At 49.6% G+C, this 16,744-nt stretch carries 20 protein-coding genes; 16 read left to right on the plus strand and 4 right to left on the minus strand.

Annotated features, from left to right (window positions below; genetic code table 11):
- Positions 1-11 precede the first annotated feature (11 nt).
- From AC6R0L_RS02000 to AC6R0L_RS02025, 6 genes are all read left to right on the plus strand, one after another.
- Positions 12-1,238, plus strand: a complete 1,227-nt coding sequence (locus tag AC6R0L_RS02000; RefSeq protein WP_334555605.1) for an EAL and HDOD domain-containing protein — start codon at positions 12-14, stop codon at positions 1,236-1,238.
- 150 nt (positions 1,239-1,388) lie between these two features.
- Positions 1,389-1,730 (plus strand): metalloregulator ArsR/SmtB family transcription factor, encoded by a 342-nt coding sequence (locus AC6R0L_RS02005; protein WP_487902831.1) that lies wholly within the window; start codon positions 1,389-1,391, stop codon positions 1,728-1,730.
- 49 nt (positions 1,731-1,779) lie between these two features.
- On the plus strand, positions 1,780-2,781 hold the full coding sequence (locus AC6R0L_RS02010) for an ArsJ-associated glyceraldehyde-3-phosphate dehydrogenase (RefSeq protein ID WP_500628068.1): 1,002 nt from the start codon (positions 1,780-1,782) through the stop codon (positions 2,779-2,781).
- Between the two features lie 12 nt (positions 2,782-2,793).
- On the plus strand, positions 2,794-3,282 hold the full coding sequence (locus AC6R0L_RS02015; protein WP_500628069.1) for a cyclin-dependent kinase inhibitor 3 family protein: 489 nt from the start codon (positions 2,794-2,796) through the stop codon (positions 3,280-3,282).
- A 78-nt stretch (positions 3,283-3,360) separates the two neighbouring features.
- Positions 3,361-4,581, plus strand: a complete 1,221-nt coding sequence (arsJ, locus tag AC6R0L_RS02020; protein ID WP_500628070.1) for an organoarsenical effux MFS transporter ArsJ — start codon at positions 3,361-3,363, stop codon at positions 4,579-4,581.
- A 99-nt stretch (positions 4,582-4,680) separates the two neighbouring features.
- Positions 4,681-5,694, plus strand: a complete 1,014-nt coding sequence (locus AC6R0L_RS02025) for an acyltransferase (protein ID WP_500628071.1) — start codon at positions 4,681-4,683, stop codon at positions 5,692-5,694.
- On the opposite strand, the gene AC6R0L_RS02030 is transcribed toward AC6R0L_RS02025, so the two are convergent.
- Positions 5,691-6,020 (minus strand): DUF2500 domain-containing protein, encoded by a 330-nt coding sequence (locus AC6R0L_RS02030; RefSeq protein WP_334555599.1) that lies wholly within the window; start codon positions 6,018-6,020, stop codon positions 5,691-5,693. The genes AC6R0L_RS02025 and AC6R0L_RS02030 overlap by 4 nt on opposite strands.
- Positions 6,021-6,280: 260 nt before the next feature.
- Between AC6R0L_RS02030 and AC6R0L_RS02035 the strand changes: the two genes are divergently transcribed.
- The 3 genes from AC6R0L_RS02035 (at position 6,281) to AC6R0L_RS02045 (ending at position 8,888) form a co-directional block, all read left to right on the plus strand.
- Positions 6,281-6,649 (plus strand): DUF4145 domain-containing protein, encoded by a 369-nt coding sequence (locus AC6R0L_RS02035; protein WP_487902836.1) that lies wholly within the window; start codon positions 6,281-6,283, stop codon positions 6,647-6,649.
- Between the two features lie 937 nt (positions 6,650-7,586).
- Positions 7,587-8,210 (plus strand): lysoplasmalogenase, encoded by a 624-nt coding sequence (locus AC6R0L_RS02040; RefSeq protein WP_500628072.1) that lies wholly within the window; start codon positions 7,587-7,589, stop codon positions 8,208-8,210.
- 93 nt (positions 8,211-8,303) lie between these two features.
- Positions 8,304-8,888: a YhgN family NAAT transporter gene (locus AC6R0L_RS02045; protein WP_334555596.1), complete on the plus strand. Its 585-nt coding sequence runs from the start codon at positions 8,304-8,306 to the stop codon at positions 8,886-8,888.
- Between the two features lie 94 nt (positions 8,889-8,982).
- On the opposite strand, the gene AC6R0L_RS02050 is transcribed toward AC6R0L_RS02045, so the two are convergent.
- Both AC6R0L_RS02050 and rsmD read right to left on the minus strand, forming a co-directional pair.
- Positions 8,983-9,255: a DUF1145 domain-containing protein gene (locus AC6R0L_RS02050; RefSeq protein WP_334555595.1), complete on the minus strand. Its 273-nt coding sequence runs from the start codon at positions 9,253-9,255 to the stop codon at positions 8,983-8,985.
- Positions 9,256-9,282: 27 nt separating this feature from the next.
- On the minus strand, positions 9,283-9,888 hold the full coding sequence (gene rsmD / locus AC6R0L_RS02055) for a 16S rRNA (guanine(966)-N(2))-methyltransferase RsmD (RefSeq protein WP_487902837.1): 606 nt from the start codon (positions 9,886-9,888) through the stop codon (positions 9,283-9,285).
- Between the two features lie 207 nt (positions 9,889-10,095).
- Between rsmD and ftsY the strand changes: the two genes are divergently transcribed.
- The 6 genes from ftsY (at position 10,096) to glpG (ending at position 15,614) form a co-directional block, all read left to right on the plus strand.
- Positions 10,096-11,301, plus strand: a complete 1,206-nt coding sequence (ftsY, locus tag AC6R0L_RS02060; RefSeq protein ID WP_500628073.1) for a signal recognition particle-docking protein FtsY — start codon at positions 10,096-10,098, stop codon at positions 11,299-11,301.
- 30 nt (positions 11,302-11,331) lie between these two features.
- Positions 11,332-12,009: a cell division ATP-binding protein FtsE gene (gene ftsE, locus AC6R0L_RS02065; RefSeq protein WP_500628074.1), complete on the plus strand. Its 678-nt coding sequence runs from the start codon at positions 11,332-11,334 to the stop codon at positions 12,007-12,009.
- Positions 11,996-12,964 carry a permease-like cell division protein FtsX gene (gene ftsX, locus AC6R0L_RS02070; RefSeq protein ID WP_500628078.1) on the plus strand — a complete coding sequence of 323 codons (969 nt, stop codon included), beginning with the start codon at positions 11,996-11,998 and terminating at the stop codon, positions 12,962-12,964. Before ftsE ends, ftsX begins: the two co-directional genes overlap by 14 nt.
- 167 nt (positions 12,965-13,131) lie before the next feature.
- Complete coding sequence (gene rpoH / locus AC6R0L_RS02075; RefSeq protein ID WP_334555590.1) at positions 13,132-13,989, plus strand: RNA polymerase sigma factor RpoH; 858 nt, start codon at positions 13,132-13,134, stop codon at positions 13,987-13,989.
- 419 nt (positions 13,990-14,408) lie between these two features.
- Positions 14,409-14,732 (plus strand): thiosulfate sulfurtransferase GlpE, encoded by a 324-nt coding sequence (gene glpE, locus AC6R0L_RS02080; RefSeq protein WP_334555589.1) that lies wholly within the window; start codon positions 14,409-14,411, stop codon positions 14,730-14,732.
- A 42-nt stretch (positions 14,733-14,774) separates the two neighbouring features.
- Complete coding sequence (gene glpG, locus AC6R0L_RS02085) at positions 14,775-15,614, plus strand: rhomboid family intramembrane serine protease GlpG (RefSeq protein WP_500628075.1); 840 nt, start codon at positions 14,775-14,777, stop codon at positions 15,612-15,614.
- A gap of 68 nt (positions 15,615-15,682) precedes the next feature.
- Here the strand turns inward: glpG and AC6R0L_RS02090 are convergent, their stop codons facing one another.
- Entirely contained in the window at positions 15,683-16,090 is a 408-nt protein-coding gene (locus AC6R0L_RS02090; protein WP_500628076.1) for a flagellar basal body-associated protein FliL, read from the minus strand.
- A 165-nt stretch (positions 16,091-16,255) separates the two neighbouring features.
- On the opposite strand from AC6R0L_RS02090, the gene AC6R0L_RS02095 reads away from it, so the two are divergent.
- Positions 16,256-16,744, plus strand: a 489-nt coding sequence (locus AC6R0L_RS02095) for a chorismate lyase (RefSeq protein ID WP_500628077.1), incomplete at its 3' end; no start/stop codon positions are given.

Genomic DNA, 16,744 nt, shown 5'->3' on the forward strand with positions numbered 1-16,744 from the left:
AGGTCGTAGTCATGCGTGACACGTATGTGGCCCGCCAGCCAATTTTTAACGCTAAAAGACAAACCGTCGGTTACGAGTTGTTGTTTCGTGATGGAGAAAACAACGCGTATCCGGCGCACATTAACTCCAATCGAGCGACTTATCGCTTGATTGTGGAGAACTTCCTCTCGCTCGGCACCAACCCGTCGCTTGCGAAGTCGCGCTGCTTTATCAATTTCCCTTACCAGAGTCTCATCCGCCGTTTGCCCGAATCGCTGCCCAAAGAGCAGATTGTGGTCGAAGTGCTGGAAACCTGCGAGCCAACCGATGAGCTGTTTGATGCCATTAAAGATCTTAGCCGCCAAGGGTATGTGATCGCACTGGATGATTTTGTTTATACCCCACAGTGGAAACGCTTTTTGCCGTATGTGCAGATCATCAAGTTGGATGTGTTGGCATTGGGTTTGGAGGCGGCGTGTCAAATCGTCAAAGAACAAAAAAATCGTGGTATTAAACGGCAATATTTAGCAGAAAAAGTAGAGACAGAGGCGGAATACGTCGCCGCGCGCTCGGCAGGTTTTAGCTTGTTTCAAGGCTACTTTTTCAGTAAGCCGATTCTCTCCCGGCAGAAATACGTCACACCGGAACACTTGATTGCAATGGAGCTGCTCAAAGAGGTGTGCCAGCCTCGTGTTGATTTTGACAAGGTCGAAGCGATCGTCGCGAAAGACATCGCGTTGTCTTATCAATTGCTGCGGTTCGTCAATACCATGTCGGAGCGGCTTTCGGTCACCATCTCTTCATTTCGCCAAGCCTTGGTTTACCTCGGTGAGGATAAGCTGCGTGTCTTTGTCTCGTTGGCGGTGGCTTCATACATTTCGACCAACAAACCCGCAGAGCTGTATAACTTGTCGTTGCAGCGCGCACAATTCTGCTTACTGATGTCGTATGACAACCCGTTCCAGCCTTATCGCGATCAAGCCTTCTTAATTGGTTTATTCTCAGTTTTGGATGCGCTGCTTGACTTACCGCTTGAGGATCTGGTGGGGCAGTTGCCACTCAATCGTGCGATTAAATTGGCCCTATTGGAGCGCCAAGGCCCTTACGGCGACTTATTGCAGCTCGAAGAGTGCTACGAACGCTGCGACTGGCACGGTATGCAGCAAGTGTGTAAAAAACTCAACCTCAGCGTGGATGACGTCATGCCGCGTATCAACGAAGCGCAGCGCTGGAGCCAAGACGTTAACCGTCTAGTGTAAAGCGCCTAATGTCAGGCGCCTAGTGCCAGGCGCGTCCATTTACTGCGCGCGACCTTGTTTGAAACTTTTATGACATCGCCACTCTCCCTCTTGATCTTCTTCTCCTGATAGATAAATATATTCGCATATCCATATATGAGAATGTAGACAATGTTACCTCACCAATTCTTCAAGTTGTTGTCGGACGAGACTCGCGTTCGTTGCTTAATGCTGATCGTGCGCGAAGAGTGTTTGTGTGTCGGTGAGTTAACCGAGGCGCTGCAAGAGAGCCAACCGAAAATTTCTCGTCATCTTGCGTTGCTACGCTCAAACGGCATTTTGGTCGATGTACGTCAGGGCCAGTGGGTCTTTTATCGACTGGCCGCTGATTTGCCGGGATGGATGAACAAATTGATCGATGATCTGGTGGCTTCAAACTGCTTAAAGACGCAGTACCAACAAGATCAACAAAGGTTACACGCGATTCAGGCTCGCCCTGTGTGCTGTGTGTAGCGGTCCAAATGAATGATGAAACAGATTGCCAATTGAGAGAGAGTGCAACATGACAATTAAAGTAGGGATTAACGGATTTGGTCGTATCGGCCGTTTGGCGCTGCGCGCTGCGTTTGATTGGGATGAGCTAGAATTTGTTCAAATCAACGATGTGGCGGGCGATACTGCGACGTTAGCGCACTTGCTAGAGTTCGACTCCGTGCAAGGCCGTTGGCATCATGAAGTGGGCGTTGAGGGCGATAGCATGATCATCAAGGGTCAGCGTATTAAGACCACTCAATCGCGCGACATCGATGCCGTTGATTGGTCAGGATGTGATGTCGTGATTGAATCAACGGGCGTGCATCGCAAAACGTCATTTTTGAACCAATACCTTGCGCAAGGCGTGAAGCGTGTTGTGGTCTCTGCACCTGTCAAAGAAGAGGGTGTAGCGAACATCGTGGTGGGCGTGAACGATCATATTTTCGACCCTGAGGTCCATCAAATTGTGACGGCAGCGTCATGTACCACCAACTGTATTGCCCCCGTGGTGAAAGTCATTCATGAAAAACTGGGTATTGAGCAATCTTCGTTCACGACCATTCATGATTTGACCAACACGCAAACCATCTTGGATGCGCCGCATAAAGATTTACGCCGCGCGCGCGCGTGTGGGATGAGCCTAATCCCAACCACTACCGGCTCAGCAAAAGCGATCGTCGAAATCTTCCCAGAGTTAGAAGGCAAGATTAACGGTCACGCCGTACGTGTGCCACTGGCTAACGCCTCGCTCACCGACATTATTTTCGATGTGAGCCGAGAGACCACCGCAGAAGAAGTGAATGCGCTCCTTAAAGAAGCGTCACAAGGCGAATTACAAGGCATTTTGGGCTTTGAAGAGCGTCCACTGGTCTCAATCGACTACAAGGGTGACCAACGCTCAACCATCGTAGATGCACTCTCGACTATGGTCGTTGGTGGCCGCATGGTCAAAATCTACGCTTGGTATGACAATGAAATGGGTTACGCCACTCGCACTGCTGAGTTGGTACGCAAAGTCGGTTTGGCATAAGGAGGATTGATCATGACACACCCAACATGGCAACTGGATTTAGAACAAGGTGCGTTGGTGCTGACGCCGTGTCCAGGCACCAAAGACGCAGATCTTGATGCCTCGCTCGAACAGCTCAAAGCACAAGGTGTTGAAGCGATCGTCACTGCGCTCGACGATGCGGAATTAGCCAGTAAAGATGTCGCGGCGTTGGGCGAAAAAACCCAAGCGCTCGGTATGCAGTGGTTCCAAATTGAAATAGAAGACGACTGCGCCCCTGGCAGTGAATTTGCGGCTAAGTGGCAACTCGCTAGCCCAACGCTGCACCGTATTGTCGATAATGGCGGCAAAGTAGCGATGCACTGCATGGGCGGTTCGGGTCGTACCGGCCTATTCGCGGCCCATCTGTTGCTGGAAAAAAGCTGGCCATTAGAGACCATCATTAAAGAAGTGCAGGCGCTGCGCCCGGGCGCATTCACTAAGCCTGTGCAAGTGGATTACATTCAATCCGTAGCTGGCTAACAGTCGCTGGCTAACAACCGAAGAGCGCTTTTGGACTATGGCAACCCAAAAGCGCTCAAACATCGCGATAGGTGAATTATGTTTGCTAACCTGAGCAAAAGCGTCCGCCAATACATGTTGGTCACGTTTAATTACTGGAACTTCACCATCACCGATGGCGCCCTGCGTATGTTGGTGGTGCTTTACTTTCATGATCTGGGCTACAGCACGCTCGAAATTGCCTCATTGTTCTTGTTTTACGAGTTCTTTGGCGTTGTCACCAACTTGGTCGGCGGCTGGCTCGGTGCGCGTTTGGGCCTCAACAAGACCATGAATCTAGGGCTGGCGCTGCAAATCGGCGCGTTATTAATGTTGGCGGTGCCGAACGTTTGGCTGACCATCCCTTGGGTGATGGCGGCGCAGGCGTTATCGGGCATTGCCAAAGATCTGAACAAGATGAGCGCGAAAAGTTCGATCAAAACGTTAGTGCCGGATGAGCAGCAAGGTGCGCTGTATAAATGGGTCGCGATTTTAACCGGCTCCAAAAATGCCCTTAAAGGGGCGGGCTTTTTTATTGGTGGTTTACTGCTTTCGCTGGTGGGCTTTAAGTCTGCAGTATTGCTGATGGCCGGCGTGCTGACCTTGGTCTTTATTGGCAGTGTGCTGAGCTTAGACAGTGGTATGGGCAAAGCCAAAAACAAACCCAAGTTTACGCAGATTTTCTCTAAATCTGAGCCCATCAACATCCTCTCGGCAGCGCGCCTATTCTTGTTTGGCGCTCGTGATGTGTGGTTTGTGGTCGCCTTACCTATCTACCTAGGTTCTGTTTTTGGTTGGCAGCATTTGTGGGTAGGGGGATTTCTCGCTGCCTGGACCATCGCTTACGGCATAGTGCAAGGCTTGGCGCCGAAGATCACCGGCAAAGCGCAGGGTCGCGTGCCTGATGGTCATGCGGCATTAGTCTGGGCCGGGGCATTAGCCATCGTGACAGCGGCTATCGCCTATGCCGTGCAGATCGATTGGCAGCCGGAATGGGTGATTGTTGGTGGCTTAATGGTGTTTGGCGCGATATTCGCGGTCAACTCGTCACTGCACTCTTACCTGATTGTCAGTTATGCCAAGGGCGATGGTGTCTCATTGGATGTGGGCTTCTACTATATGGCCAATGCGATGGGGCGTTTGATCGGCACCATTCTTTCTGGCTGGGTATTTCAGGTGGCGGGCTTGGCGGCCTGCTTGTGGGTGTCGTTTGCGTTTTTGGCTCTAACGACGCTGATCTCTTTGAAACTACCGAAAGTGAAACAGCCCGCCATTGCTTAATCGCTTGGTAGGAGTCTTCACAAAGCGCTGACGAAGTTTTCCCTTTTGTCAGCGCTTTTCTTGTTATAGTCGAGAGATCCCAGACAAGAGATCCATCCTATGCGCCAACGAGTCCTCTTTTTTGATTTGCTTCGCTGTGTTGCGGCTGTCGCTGTGATTGCCATTCATGTGCTCGCTCCTTACCGGCACGAATTGGGCGTTATCCCTTTTGAGCAATGGTGGACAGCGGTGGCACTCAACGGCGTGACGCGCTGGGCCGTTCCTGTGTTCATTTTGATCAGTGGCGCCTTGATGCTGAGCGATACTCGCCCGTTTGATTTGCGCTATTACGTTCAGCGCCGTTTGGGTAAGGTGCTGATTCCGTTTGTCGTATGGTCGATTTTTTATGCCTATCTTTCAGGGTGGAGCGCGCAAGGTTTTGATGCTCAGACGGTCAAAGCGGTCTTGCTAGGTAGCGCCCAGCATGAAACTTACTATCACCTTGGCTTCTTCTATTACTTTATTCCGCTCTATTTTGTCATTCCTGTTTTTCAGTATGTGGTGAAGCAGTATGGCGATGGCGCGTTGTGGGCGTATGTCGCCATCTGGCTGCTTACCACGACCTTATATCTATTTCGAATTGATGGGCCATGGAGCAACGAGCTTTGGCTCTATAGTGGGTACTTACCTCTTGGCTACTTGCTCTATCAAAGAGTACCGCTCAACCGAACCTTGTTAGGGGTGAGCATGCTGCTTGGTGGTGTGGCCTTGTGGGTGACGGTGCACATGGTGGTGACGTACAGTGTTGCGTCGGGCGAATACACGGTCGGTCGCTGGCTCTCCTATAAAACCCTCAATGTGGTGTTGGCTGCCAGTATGGTGTTCATGCTGTGTCGAGGGCTGGGAGAACGCTTATCACCGCAGGTGGCAAAAGGGGTAGGCGTGGTGAGCAAGCACAGTTTGGGGATCTACTTGTTGCACCCTATTTTTTTGTGGCCAATGAAAGAGTACGGTTGGTATCAAGGCCATCCTGCCTGGGTGATCCCATTGTGGATATTGCTCAGCGGCGCGGGCGCACTGCTCATGAGTCATTGCCTTTCTCTATCGAGTAAAACGCGCTGGCTACTCCCCTAACGCTGGCGTGCGAAGTGAAGAAAGGTGTCGCCCTGATAGGTCAGGGTGCCTTTGTCCCCTGGGTTTAGTGCATGGTAGTAGTGGACGCCGACTTGAAATTCTCGCTTAGGCCCAAGCCGACCTTTTTGCACATAAATCCAGTATTCCAAATCATCTTCGCCGGGGGCGGCATGCTCAACCGGCACACTCTGTTTATCGAGTATCGTGACCTGCGCGCTCTGCTCCTGCGAGCCTTCGCCTTGCATGTGTTGGCGATAAAAGCGAACAAACAGTGCGCCGCTGATCAGCACAAACAGCACAATCGCGACAAACAGAGTAATAGGCATACAACAGGCTCCTCAGAAGTACCGCGTTAGTGTAATCCGCTTCAGGCGGGGATGTCAGATCCAGCCCACATATCTTAGTGACGTTTCAGTGGATTTCTCACATTTCTCGAGTGATATCACAGGCGGTGATGCCGTGTCCGTTCATGTTAGTTACTTGTTGATTCCTTTACACAAATTTACTCGAAACTGTGAAAAATTTGCCAAAACTGGATAGCGCATTGATTGAATTCTCCCTAAACTAACGGAGACGGAGGGAAATTATGTCTGATATTGAGAGTGTCATTACGAGAACTCGTAAAATCGAGAAGCTCCTTCGGACACAATATCACGCAGAGGGGAAAGGCTTGCATCAGCTTGTTACAAGTTGCGAAGAGCGTTTACCTCATGATGTGATTGGCAAGCTGCGTTATATCGCGACGATTCGGAACAAAGTGGTACACGAATACGATTACCAGCTTGAAGACCCAGCGAGTTTTCTCAACACGTGTGATGAGTGTGAAAAAGAACTGATCCCGCGAAGCAGTCGTTTTATTTGGCGAACGGCGATTGTGCTGATGACCATGGCGACCTTAGCGGCGCTGTTCTTCTATTATGCACATTGGGATGTTTTAACTAAGCACCTTGGTTAAAAGGCCATTAATCGATGTTTTGTGATTTGCGGATAAACAGCGCAGGTGTCGATAAGGTCGCCATAGATAGGTGGTAAAACAGGCAAAAACAAAAAAGGGACGCTACGGCGTCCCTTTTTGTTTTTTACAATTCAGACTAGTACAACATCGGCAGTGTCATTAGGCCAACAACAACCGCGATCATTACAAGTCCTTGTTTTTGTGAAGAAGTAATCATAACACTGCTCCTTAATAGTGATGCTTAACTCTATGCCTTTTAGAATAGCAATAGTTTTGGGGGTTTATCAAGTTATTTTATCCCTATAGAGAGAAAGTGCCGTTAATTTTCTGTTAAAACTGCTGATTTTTGCCTGTTTTTATCCGTTGAATGTTTGTTTTTTGTGTTGGCTTTTATTTGTTCTCGTGTGTGACTTTGCATTTTAAGTTGTTGTATTTTAATGATTTTATACTTGTGTGTTTGTTCTGTTTTTCTAGTTTTTGTGTTTTATGGGGCTTATTTTTGGCTGGTGGAATTATTTTGGTTAAAGTCGTAGTTTTGTCGTTATGATTATCATTTTTTGTCGTGAATGAGAGGGTGAAGGGTGGCAGCGCACAGTCTATAAAAGAGATAATTTGTAAAGACGGTTTTTTGTACTCCAAGATTTTCGTTTAAGTTATTAATATAGTTGGGTTTATTCCTGTTTCTCTTCTCTGATCTCTTGGTTTTTGCTTGGAAATGATCGTTTCATTGTTACATCACTCAATAGGGGCTGAGTTCGTCTATTTTTCAGATTGTTCCTACAAGCTGGCGTTTGGCATTGCTTGGTTGCGTCAAGCTTGAGCGCCTTGCAGAGAAAATCGTTGAGAAGCCTAATCAAGATCGAAGTTTTGATGGCGCGATCTGGACATCCGCTATCCCCCGCCTACACTGGCACCTCAGTTTAAAAGAGGTGAACACATGTGGAGCTGGCTGTCGGTCGCATTATCGAGCTTTATTAGTATCTCTGCCGATGAAAGCAATAACCCTAGACAAGCGGCATTGTTTAAAACAATGTCGTTGTTGATGTTGGTCGTCTTATTATGGAGTGATGGCGGCGCTACGCCAGTCATTGCTGGATGGATTACGTTGGGCCTTCTGGTTTCCGTCGCGGCAGATAGTCTCTATTTGCTCGGCCGGTGGCCAAAGTGGTGTTTTGCTGCGTTTATTGCCGCCCAACTTTGCTATAGCACATCATTTTGGTTACAGCTCTCGGGAGAGATGGTGTGGTGGTTACCGGCCATGCTGCTTGCTATCGGGATTGTTTCCTTCTTCCTTTTGTTACCGAAATTGGACCAACTGATTTTCCCGGTTGTTGTCATGGGCAGCGTGTTATTGCAGCTCAACTGGGCGGCGGGTGAAGTGTGGTTGTCTCAGCACTCGCTCTCCTCAGCGCTGGGTTTTGTTGGGACGCTCGTGCTGACGGTCTCCGCGGCGCTGCTTGCCCTGCATGATTATCGTCATCCAGTGAAAGGGGGGCGTTACCTGATTTCGGGCAGTTATATTTTGGCTCATTCTCTGATTACTGCGGCGATGATCCTCTAGCGTCAACGGGCTGTAACATTGAGGTTACCGCTTTACTGCCAATTTGATCGCGACATTGTTATACTTCGCCGACTTTTTATTTGGAGGTGAGTCATGGACATTTTATCTGCCGCGACCATGCTGTTTTTGATCATGGATCCGCTGGGCAATTTGCCGATTGTATTGTCGATTCTTAAGCACTTAGAGCCGAAACGTCGTCGTCGCGTCCTGATTCGTGAATTGCTGTTCGCGTTAGCGATTTTGCTGCTGTTCCTGTTTGCCGGTAAGGGCATCATGAACTTCCTTCACGTGCAGCCTGAAACCTTGAGTATCTCCGGCGGTATTATCCTCTTTATCATCGCAATCAAGATGATCTTCCCTAGTGCGGGTAGCATTACTGGCTTGGCGGCTGGGGAAGAGCCGTTTATTGTCCCGATGGCCATCCCTATGATTGCTGGCCCATCGGTGATCGCGGCGATTTTGCTGCTCTCTAGTCAGCACCCTGACAAACTACTGCAACTGTCGGGAGCGGTGATGCTCGCTTGGGGCGCGACCTTCTTTATCTTGATGTTCTATAACTTCTTCCACCGAATTTTGGGTGAGCGCGGTTTGAAAGCCGTTGAACGCCTGATGGGGCTGTTGCTGATCATGATTTCAACTCAGATGTTCTTAGATGGTGTTAAAGGCTATCTGGGGTAACTCACGCTCAGCATAAAGACGACTTCGCTGTAACGACACACGCCGCCCAATGGGCGGCGTGTGTCGTTACAGAAGATGGTATCTGAAAACGCTATCAGGAGTTTTGCATGTATTTTTGACGAATATGCAGTAAGGCAAACACGCCAAAAAAGAGAAAAGACCACTTCTCCCAAGCGCTGAGGTTGTAGGGCTTAGCGAACGCGCGAATAAAAATCGCAGATTGGATCCCGTGCATGATCAGCATAAAGGCAAACATCGCGTACAGGGCATAAGCGGTGTTGCCTGGGAAGGGGGCGATGAGGTTCCACACCAGCACCAACCACACTAGGCTAAATAGGGCTTTTCCGGCCAGAATAAATAGAGGCATCGATCTCGTCCTTTTGTTCTCTGCTTGTTAGTTCTCGGTGTGCTGTCGCTCATACAGACGGTAACACACTTGACCGGCCACCTTTTCGCGGTGCAGGTGCCAATGGGCCGGAATGCAATCGAGCACCAACTCTTTCTCTGTTTCAATATAGATCATCGCATCGTCGGCCAACCAACCGTTTTGTTCAAGCAGGGTCACCACCTCATTCAATAAACCTTGGCGAAACGGCGGATCGATGAAAACAACATGGTGCGGTGTGCCGGGTTGGCGAAGGTACGCCAAGCTGTCGCCGTTGTGCACTTTGAGAGTGTCGGCCTTTAGTGCTTCAGCGTTCGCTTTCAGCTGCTTGAAAGCGGTAGGGTTGAGTTCAATCAGTGTCACCTCATCCGCCTGACGAGAAGCTGCCTCAAACCCTAAGCTGCCAGAGCCTGCGAACAGATCCAGACATTTGGCTCTTGGCACGTCGCGGGCGATCCAGTTAAACAAGGTTTCCTTGACGCGATCGGTGGTGGGGCGCAACCCTTGGGCATCGTGGACAGGCAGCTTTCGCCCGCGCCAAATACCGCCAATGATGCGAACAAAGCCAGTGGATGGCTTATTTTGTGATGTGTTTTGCTGGCGACGTCTTACCATAGATTTTTTGACCGCTAATAAAGTGATACTATATCCAGTCGCTCAAGCAATGAGCGCGGTAATATAGCCCAATTTTCAGTAAGGACAGAGTGTAACGCATCATCTGAATGCAGGGAAAGCGTCACTCGGTCGTTAGCGTGCATTTATACAGGGTATGCAGCCTGTAATGCACGCGAAGTTAATAGTTACTATCTAGGAATGCTCCAGATGTCGGAAAAAAAGAAGCGCGGTTTACTCTCTTGGTTAGGTTTTGGTGACGAAGAGCAGACACAAGCCGAGAGCCGTGAATCAGCACAACAACAAGAAGCGCAGCCTGTCGAGTCGCCCGCCCAAGAGACACAGCCTGATGCCGAGGTGTCGCCAGAGCCTCGTGAGTCAGCCAATGAGCCAGCCAGTGAGGTTGATGTCGCCCCTGAGGTTGATGTCGCCCCTGAGGTTGACGCTACACCTGAGGTGGTGGCCCCTCGTGTGGTTGAACAAGAGAAACCGACCGAGAGCTTTTTCGCACGTTTAAAGCGTAGCCTTGCACGCACCAAAGCCAACATAGGTGCAGGCTTTTTTGGTTTGTTCAAAGGTAAGCAGATTGATGACGAGCTATTTGAAGAGCTTGAAGAGCAGCTCTTGATTGCTGATGTCGGCATGGATACCACAGTCAAAATCATTGATTCATTGACAGAAAAAGCCACTCGTCAGCAATTAAAAGATGGCGAAGCGTTGTACGATCTCCTTAAAGACGAAATGGCGGATATCTTGGCCAAAGTCGAGCAGCCATTGGTGGTGGACAGCAGTAAAACGCCGTACGTGATTTTGATGGTCGGCGTGAATGGCGTTGGTAAAACCACGACGATCGGCAAATTGGCCAAGCAGTTCCAAGCACAAGGCAAGAGTGTCATGCTCGCCGCTGGGGATACCTTCCGCGCTGCAGCCGTTGAGCAACTGCAAGTATGGGGCGAGCGCAATAGCGTGCCCGTCGTCGCGCAGCACACCGGTGCAGACAGCGCCTCGGTCATCTATGATGCGATTGAATCTGCCAAAGCGAAAGGCGTGGATGTCGTCATTGCCGACACTGCAGGTCGCCTGCAAAACAAAGCCAACTTGATGGAAGAACTGCGCAAAATTGTGCGTGTCATGAAGAAAATCGATGATTCAGCGCCGCATGAAATTATGCTCACCCTAGATGCGGGTACTGGGCAAAACGCGATCAGCCAAGCCAAGCTATTTAGCGATGTGGCGCCATTAACCGGCATCACGCTGACTAAGTTGGATGGCACGGCCAAAGGTGGCGTTATTTTTGCGCTTGCGGATCAGTTCCAAATCCCGATTCGTTACATCGGTGTCGGGGAAGGCATTGACGATTTGCGCCCATTTGAAACACAAGAATTTATCAACGCACTGTTTAGCCGCGAAGATTAAGCTGACTGAGACCTGTGAGAGGACGTTCGGGTGATAAAATTTCAGCAAGTGAGTAAGGCGTACCGAGGCGGTCGTCAAGCGCTGCAAAAAGTAGACTTTCATTTGCGCCGAGGGGAGATGGCCTTTTTAGGTGGCCACTCCGGTGCAGGGAAAAGCACATTGTTAAAATTGATTTGTGCCATTGAACGTCCAACGGATGGAAAAATCAGTTTCAATGAGCACGACATCACTCGAATTCCAAGCAAAGACATTCCATTTTTACGCCGCAACATTGGCATTGTGTTTCAAGATCATCGTTTATTGATGGATCGCAGTGTCTTCGACAATGTGGCCTTGCCGATGCGTATTGAATCCATCTCGGAAAACGAAATTAAGCGCCGCGTCTCGGCGGCCTTAGACAAAACGGGATTACTGGATAAAGCCAAGTGCCTGCCGAGTCAACTCTCTGGTGGTGAGCAGCAGCGCGTCGGGATCGCTCGAGCGGTGGTCAATCGTCCGACGTTATTACTGGCGGATGAGCCGACCGGCAACCTCGACCCTGATCTCTCCAACCGAGTGGTGCGACTTTTTGAAGAGTTCAATCGTGCAGGCGTCACCATATTGCTTGCCACTCACGACATCGGGTTGGTCAACACTCGGCCGAAATATCGCCATTTGGAACTGAATCAAGGTTTTTTGAGTGAGGTCGAAGATTATGGCCGCGAATAAGCGAGTGAAGACAAAGCAAGGCCGCACGAGCCAGAATCGAGTCCAGCGTGATGGCTTTTTGTCGGTGCACTTTAAGCAGGCGCGGTTAGCGTTTGCGGCGCTCTGGTTTCGACCACTGGCAAACTTTTTGACCCTAGCGGTGATCTCCATGGCGCTTGCCATGCCCTCCGCGCTCTATTTGCTCGGTAAAAACATTGCCGCCGCCTCTAGTGACGTGACCAGCCCTTCGCAAGTGAGTGCTTACATTAAGCAGCAGACGCCAGAGCCCAAGGTGATGGTGCTGAAAGATCAGTTAGAGAGCCGAACTGAAGTCACCAAAGTCGATTACATCTCGCCGCAGCAAGGCCTAGAAGACTTTAGCCAGTACTCTGGCTTTGAACAGGCGATCTCATTGCTCGATAACTACGCGCTGCCGGGCGTGCTTATTATTACCCCAAGCAGTGACGACCAAGCGATGATCAAACGCCTTGCGGCTGAGGTTGCAGAGCAAGAAGACATCGCCGATGTGCGTTTGGACGAAGATTGGCTGACAAAGCTCGATGCGATTAAGACACTGGTCACCGGGATCATCATTACGCTGTCTGTCCTGATGCTCTGCTCCGTGTTTTTGATTGTTGGTAACACGCTGCGTTTCAATGTGTTGGCAAATAAAGAAGAGATCCAAACCATGAAGTTGATTGGTGCGACAGACAGCTTTATTTTGCGTCCTTATCTCTACTCGGGGATGTGGTTTGGTTTACTCGGCGCATTGAGCGCATGGATACTGACGGCCATCATTACTATCGTACTCAATCACAGCGTAGAGCAATTAGCGCAGCTTTATGACAGCCGTTTTCGTCTTATCGGTCTCAGTTGGGATGAGTCGCTCTTACTGATCATGCTTGGCATCTTTTTAGGCTGCTTGGCGGCGAAAGTGTCGGCGCGGCGCCACTTAAAAGAAATTGAACCTGTTTAACAGGGCGTGGTCATAATAATGAAAAAAGTATACGGTAGCGTATACTTTCTATTGTGCCTGAGCGTGCTTTATGCATAATGGCAAATCCCAGCTTGAAACTTGTTCATTTTGAGTTCAAGATTGTTGGGTTAAATTACACTCCAGATCAGAGATTGATGAGGATTTGAATGACTAACCAAGCGTATCCAATGGCGGTAGTAACTCAAGATAGCTTAGACAGCTACATCCGCTCCGTAAACAGCTACCCAATGCTGACCGCGGACGAAGAGCGTGAACTTGCCGAACGACTACACTATGACGGTGAAATTGAAGCCGCTAAAGGATTGATCCTTTCGCACCTTCGTTTCGTTGTGCATGTGGCTCGTGGTTATTCTGGTTACGGCCTACCCATGGCCGACTTAGTTCAAGAAGGCAACATCGGTTTGATGAAAGCGGTCAAACGCTTCAATCCCGAAGTTGGTGTACGTCTTGTCTCGTTCGCCGTGCACTGGATCAAAGCGGAGATCCATGAATACGTACTTCGCAACTGGCGTATCGTCAAGATCGCCACGACCAAAGCGCAGCGCAAACTCTTTTTCAACCTGCGTAAGTCGAAGAAACGCTTAGGCTGGTTCAATAACGGCGAGGTGGAAACCGTCGCAAGAGAGTTGGGTGTTGAGCCTTCAGAAGTACGTGAGATGGAATCTCGTCTCGCTGCGCAAGACGCGACCTTTGAGTTGTCTAGTGATGACGATGACACTGGTACGTCTTACTCGGCTCCGATGCTCTACCTTGAAGATAAAGCCTCTGACGTCGCAGAAAATATCGAAGCGGCCAACTGGGAAGCTCATACCAACAATCGCTTGAGCCTAGCGCTTTCAAGTCTTGATGAGCGTAGCCAACATATCGTTCGCTCTCGCTGGTTAGATGACAACAAAGCGACGTTGCAAGAGTTAGCTGATACCTACAGCGTATCTGCTGAGCGTATTCGCCAGCTTGAGAAAAACGCGATGAAGAAGCTCAAAGCCGCAGTCGGCGAGTTTTAATCCGCTAACGCAAAGCGCGAAACACAAACATGAAAAGCCGAGGTCTTGTGACCTCGGCTTTTTGTTTGGATCGTATAAAGCATTTTATATTAACCAGTTGGCGATCATTTCAACGCTCGCTCCTGTGAATAACTCTGTGGGGAATTTCTTGGCTAGATGTCAGAAAGCAGGGTGAATAAAGGCCTAATGGCGGGTTTTTCTATGGGGATATGTTTTGAATCACTCACAGAATAGTTATGATCATCACTACATATTGTGGATCTTTTTTAATTCAAACACTTTATCAACGCAATCCACAACTTTATCCACAGATGACGTCATTTTGATCGCTGGTGGATAACCTTATTAACCGACAGTACTTGTCCTCCGTTGGATAGGTTACAATGAGCGCAGACAATAAAAGCATAAAGAGAAAGTAAATGGACCAGTTTCAGCACATCGATGTTGCCTCCGCGCAGCAAATGATTGAGCAGCAAGGCGCCCGCCTAGTGGATATTCGTGATCCACAATCCTTTGCCGTCGCGCATGCTACGCATGCGTATCATCTGACCAACGACACCATGGTGGCCTTTATGGACGAGGTGGAGTTTGACCAGCCGGTTTTGGTGATGTGTTATCACGGGATCAGCAGCCAAGGTGCGGCGCAATATTTGGTGAATCAAGGGTTTGAGCAGGTATACAGTGTGGATGGCGGTTTTGAAGCCTGGCATCGCGCTGGGTTACCCACCGTGCAGACGGCTTAACTTCCATATTTCAGGATAACCCCAATCTTTCAGGATAACCTAATGGTAAGAGTGACCACCATCAAGAACCCCAGAATGGGCCAGGCTTTTGTTGATTACATGGCGGCTCGTAGAATCACCGTTGGCATGATGCGCGATGAGGAGAGTGACGATTTTGTCTTATTCCTCAAAGAAAGTGAGCATTATGATCTGGTGATACAGGAGCTTGAGCAATTTCTGGCTAACCCGAATGCAGATAAGTATCACGCTGCGTCGTGGGAGGTGGCGGATACCCGAGTCAATCCTTTCCATTACCGTTCACCCAGTTTCATCGCGATGATCAAAGCGAAAGCCGGGCCGATCACCTTAGCCGTCATGCTGCTATGTGTGGTGATTTTTGTGCTTCAGCAGATAGGTCAAGGTCGAACGATTTTCCTCGCGCTTCACTTCCCTGCGGACGCTAGCCAGCAATGGCAGCTCTGGCGCTGGCTCAGTCATGCGGTGTTGCATTTTTCGGCGTTGCACATCGTGTTCAATCTACTTTGGTGGTGGCAACTTGGCGGTGATATAGAGCAGCGACTGGGTCAAGGGAAGCTGTTGCAACTGTTTGTCCTGTCGGCGGCACTCTCAGGCGCTGGGCAGTATTGGGTTGAGGGCGCCAACTTTGGGGGGCTCTCTGGCGTGGTGTACGCGTTGGTCGGCTACATCTGGATGATGGGCTACAAGGCGCCCGCGCTCGGTTTGATGATGCCAAAACAGGTGATTGGGTTTATGTTGGTTTGGTTGGTGCTTGGCTTTATGCAGCCCTTTATGGCCATTGCCAATACCGCTCACTTGGTGGGGCTGCTGTCTGGGGTTGGCTTAGGGTTACTCGATGCGAGTAAAGCCAAATACCAAGGGTAGATAGGTTAAAAACAGAAAACGCCGCGTTAGCGGCGTTAACAGACCTATCGAGATTGACGGGTGCACGTTTACTGGTAGAGATATTTAGTAAACAGCAGATCCGCGATGACGGTTTTTCCGGTTTCCGGCAGTAAAATCGAGTTGAGATCCTCGACTAGGCTTTTACGCAAGTCTTCGCGTCCTGCCAGCGAGGTGATGGTGTCTTTTGACTGCTGTCCGAGCAACTCGATCACGGCATCACGAATCAAAGGCTGGTGCAGCTCAATCACCGCCAAATCGGCTTGATTAGCAACCATGATGTCAATGCGTACCTGAACATAGCCCAAATCTTTACCCTTGGTATAAAAATTCGTGGTGAGATCCGGTTCTAGCGTGAAATACGCCAGTTGAGGCCCGCCTTCCTTTTCTGCCAAGGAGGGGAGGCTAACGAGCAGACTCGCAGCAACAAAAAGCTGCGCTAGGTAACGTTTCATCATAGTGGGCGATTTTCTTTCTTCTTTTCACGATATTCGAAAGGTCAGAGTCTTGTTACAATGTTGCCTCTGTCTGTGATTAAAAGAGGCGTTGAGCACTCGATACCGTGGTTAACGTTGTTATTTAAGCTTTATTTTACGATATAAAGCTGACTATTGAATACTAGTATGAATCCATCAACTTCGCATTGTTTGTCTGCCCTACGAGAGGTCGAATGGCATGATCCCGACCAGTTTAGCTTTCCAACGCCGATCGCCAAAGATTGGTTGTTAGAACAGGGCTCATTGTCACGTTTATTGGAATCGTATTGCCAAACCTTAAGTGTCGATTTGCTGCACAACCGCATTGTGTCCTCGGAACGTTTGAATGCCCAAGAGATTGCCTTATTGAGCCACGAAGCGTGTTTGTTACGTAAAGTGGTATTGAAAGGCGATGAGACCGCTTGGGTGCTAGGGCGAACCTTAATTCCTCAATCCTCACTGCAAGAGCAGCATGTTGATTTGACCGCGCAAGGCGAGATCCCACTTGGACTGACCGTCTTTAGCGCCGACAACGTCAAGCGTGACGCACTGCAAGTTGGCTGGGCACAGGTCGAGGGAGGCCGTTTATTGGCGCGCCGCTCCCGATTGTGGATGAACCATAAACCCATGCTGGTT

It is taken from the genome of Vibrio sp. R15-SG3-ISO1A (genome assembly GCF_059833955.1).

Coding starts and splice junctions, on each gene's coding strand:
- AC6R0L_RS02000 (WP_334555605.1), top strand. CDS start 12: ATGCGTGACACGTATGTGGCCCGCCAGCCAATTTTTAACGCTAAAAGA.
- AC6R0L_RS02005 (WP_487902831.1), top strand. CDS start 1,389: ATGTTACCTCACCAATTCTTCAAGTTGTTGTCGGACGAGACTCGCGTT.
- AC6R0L_RS02010 (WP_500628068.1), top strand. CDS start 1,780: ATGACAATTAAAGTAGGGATTAACGGATTTGGTCGTATCGGCCGTTTG.
- AC6R0L_RS02015 (WP_500628069.1), top strand. CDS start 2,794: ATGACACACCCAACATGGCAACTGGATTTAGAACAAGGTGCGTTGGTG.
- arsJ (WP_500628070.1), top strand. CDS start 3,361: ATGTTTGCTAACCTGAGCAAAAGCGTCCGCCAATACATGTTGGTCACG.
- AC6R0L_RS02025 (WP_500628071.1), top strand. CDS start 4,681: ATGCGCCAACGAGTCCTCTTTTTTGATTTGCTTCGCTGTGTTGCGGCT.
- AC6R0L_RS02030 (WP_334555599.1), bottom strand. CDS start 6,020: ATGCCTATTACTCTGTTTGTCGCGATTGTGCTGTTTGTGCTGATCAGC.
- AC6R0L_RS02035 (WP_487902836.1), top strand. CDS start 6,281: ATGTCTGATATTGAGAGTGTCATTACGAGAACTCGTAAAATCGAGAAG.
- AC6R0L_RS02040 (WP_500628072.1), top strand. CDS start 7,587: ATGTGGAGCTGGCTGTCGGTCGCATTATCGAGCTTTATTAGTATCTCT.
- AC6R0L_RS02045 (WP_334555596.1), top strand. CDS start 8,304: ATGGACATTTTATCTGCCGCGACCATGCTGTTTTTGATCATGGATCCG.
- AC6R0L_RS02050 (WP_334555595.1), bottom strand. CDS start 9,255: ATGCCTCTATTTATTCTGGCCGGAAAAGCCCTATTTAGCCTAGTGTGG.
- rsmD (WP_487902837.1), bottom strand. CDS start 9,888: ATGGTAAGACGTCGCCAGCAAAACACATCACAAAATAAGCCATCCACT.
- ftsY (WP_500628073.1), top strand. CDS start 10,096: ATGTCGGAAAAAAAGAAGCGCGGTTTACTCTCTTGGTTAGGTTTTGGT.
- ftsX (WP_500628078.1), top strand. CDS start 11,996: ATGGCCGCGAATAAGCGAGTGAAGACAAAGCAAGGCCGCACGAGCCAG.
- rpoH (WP_334555590.1), top strand. CDS start 13,132: ATGACTAACCAAGCGTATCCAATGGCGGTAGTAACTCAAGATAGCTTA.
- glpE (WP_334555589.1), top strand. CDS start 14,409: ATGGACCAGTTTCAGCACATCGATGTTGCCTCCGCGCAGCAAATGATT.
- glpG (WP_500628075.1), top strand. CDS start 14,775: ATGGTAAGAGTGACCACCATCAAGAACCCCAGAATGGGCCAGGCTTTT.
- AC6R0L_RS02090 (WP_500628076.1), bottom strand. CDS start 16,090: ATGATGAAACGTTACCTAGCGCAGCTTTTTGTTGCTGCGAGTCTGCTC.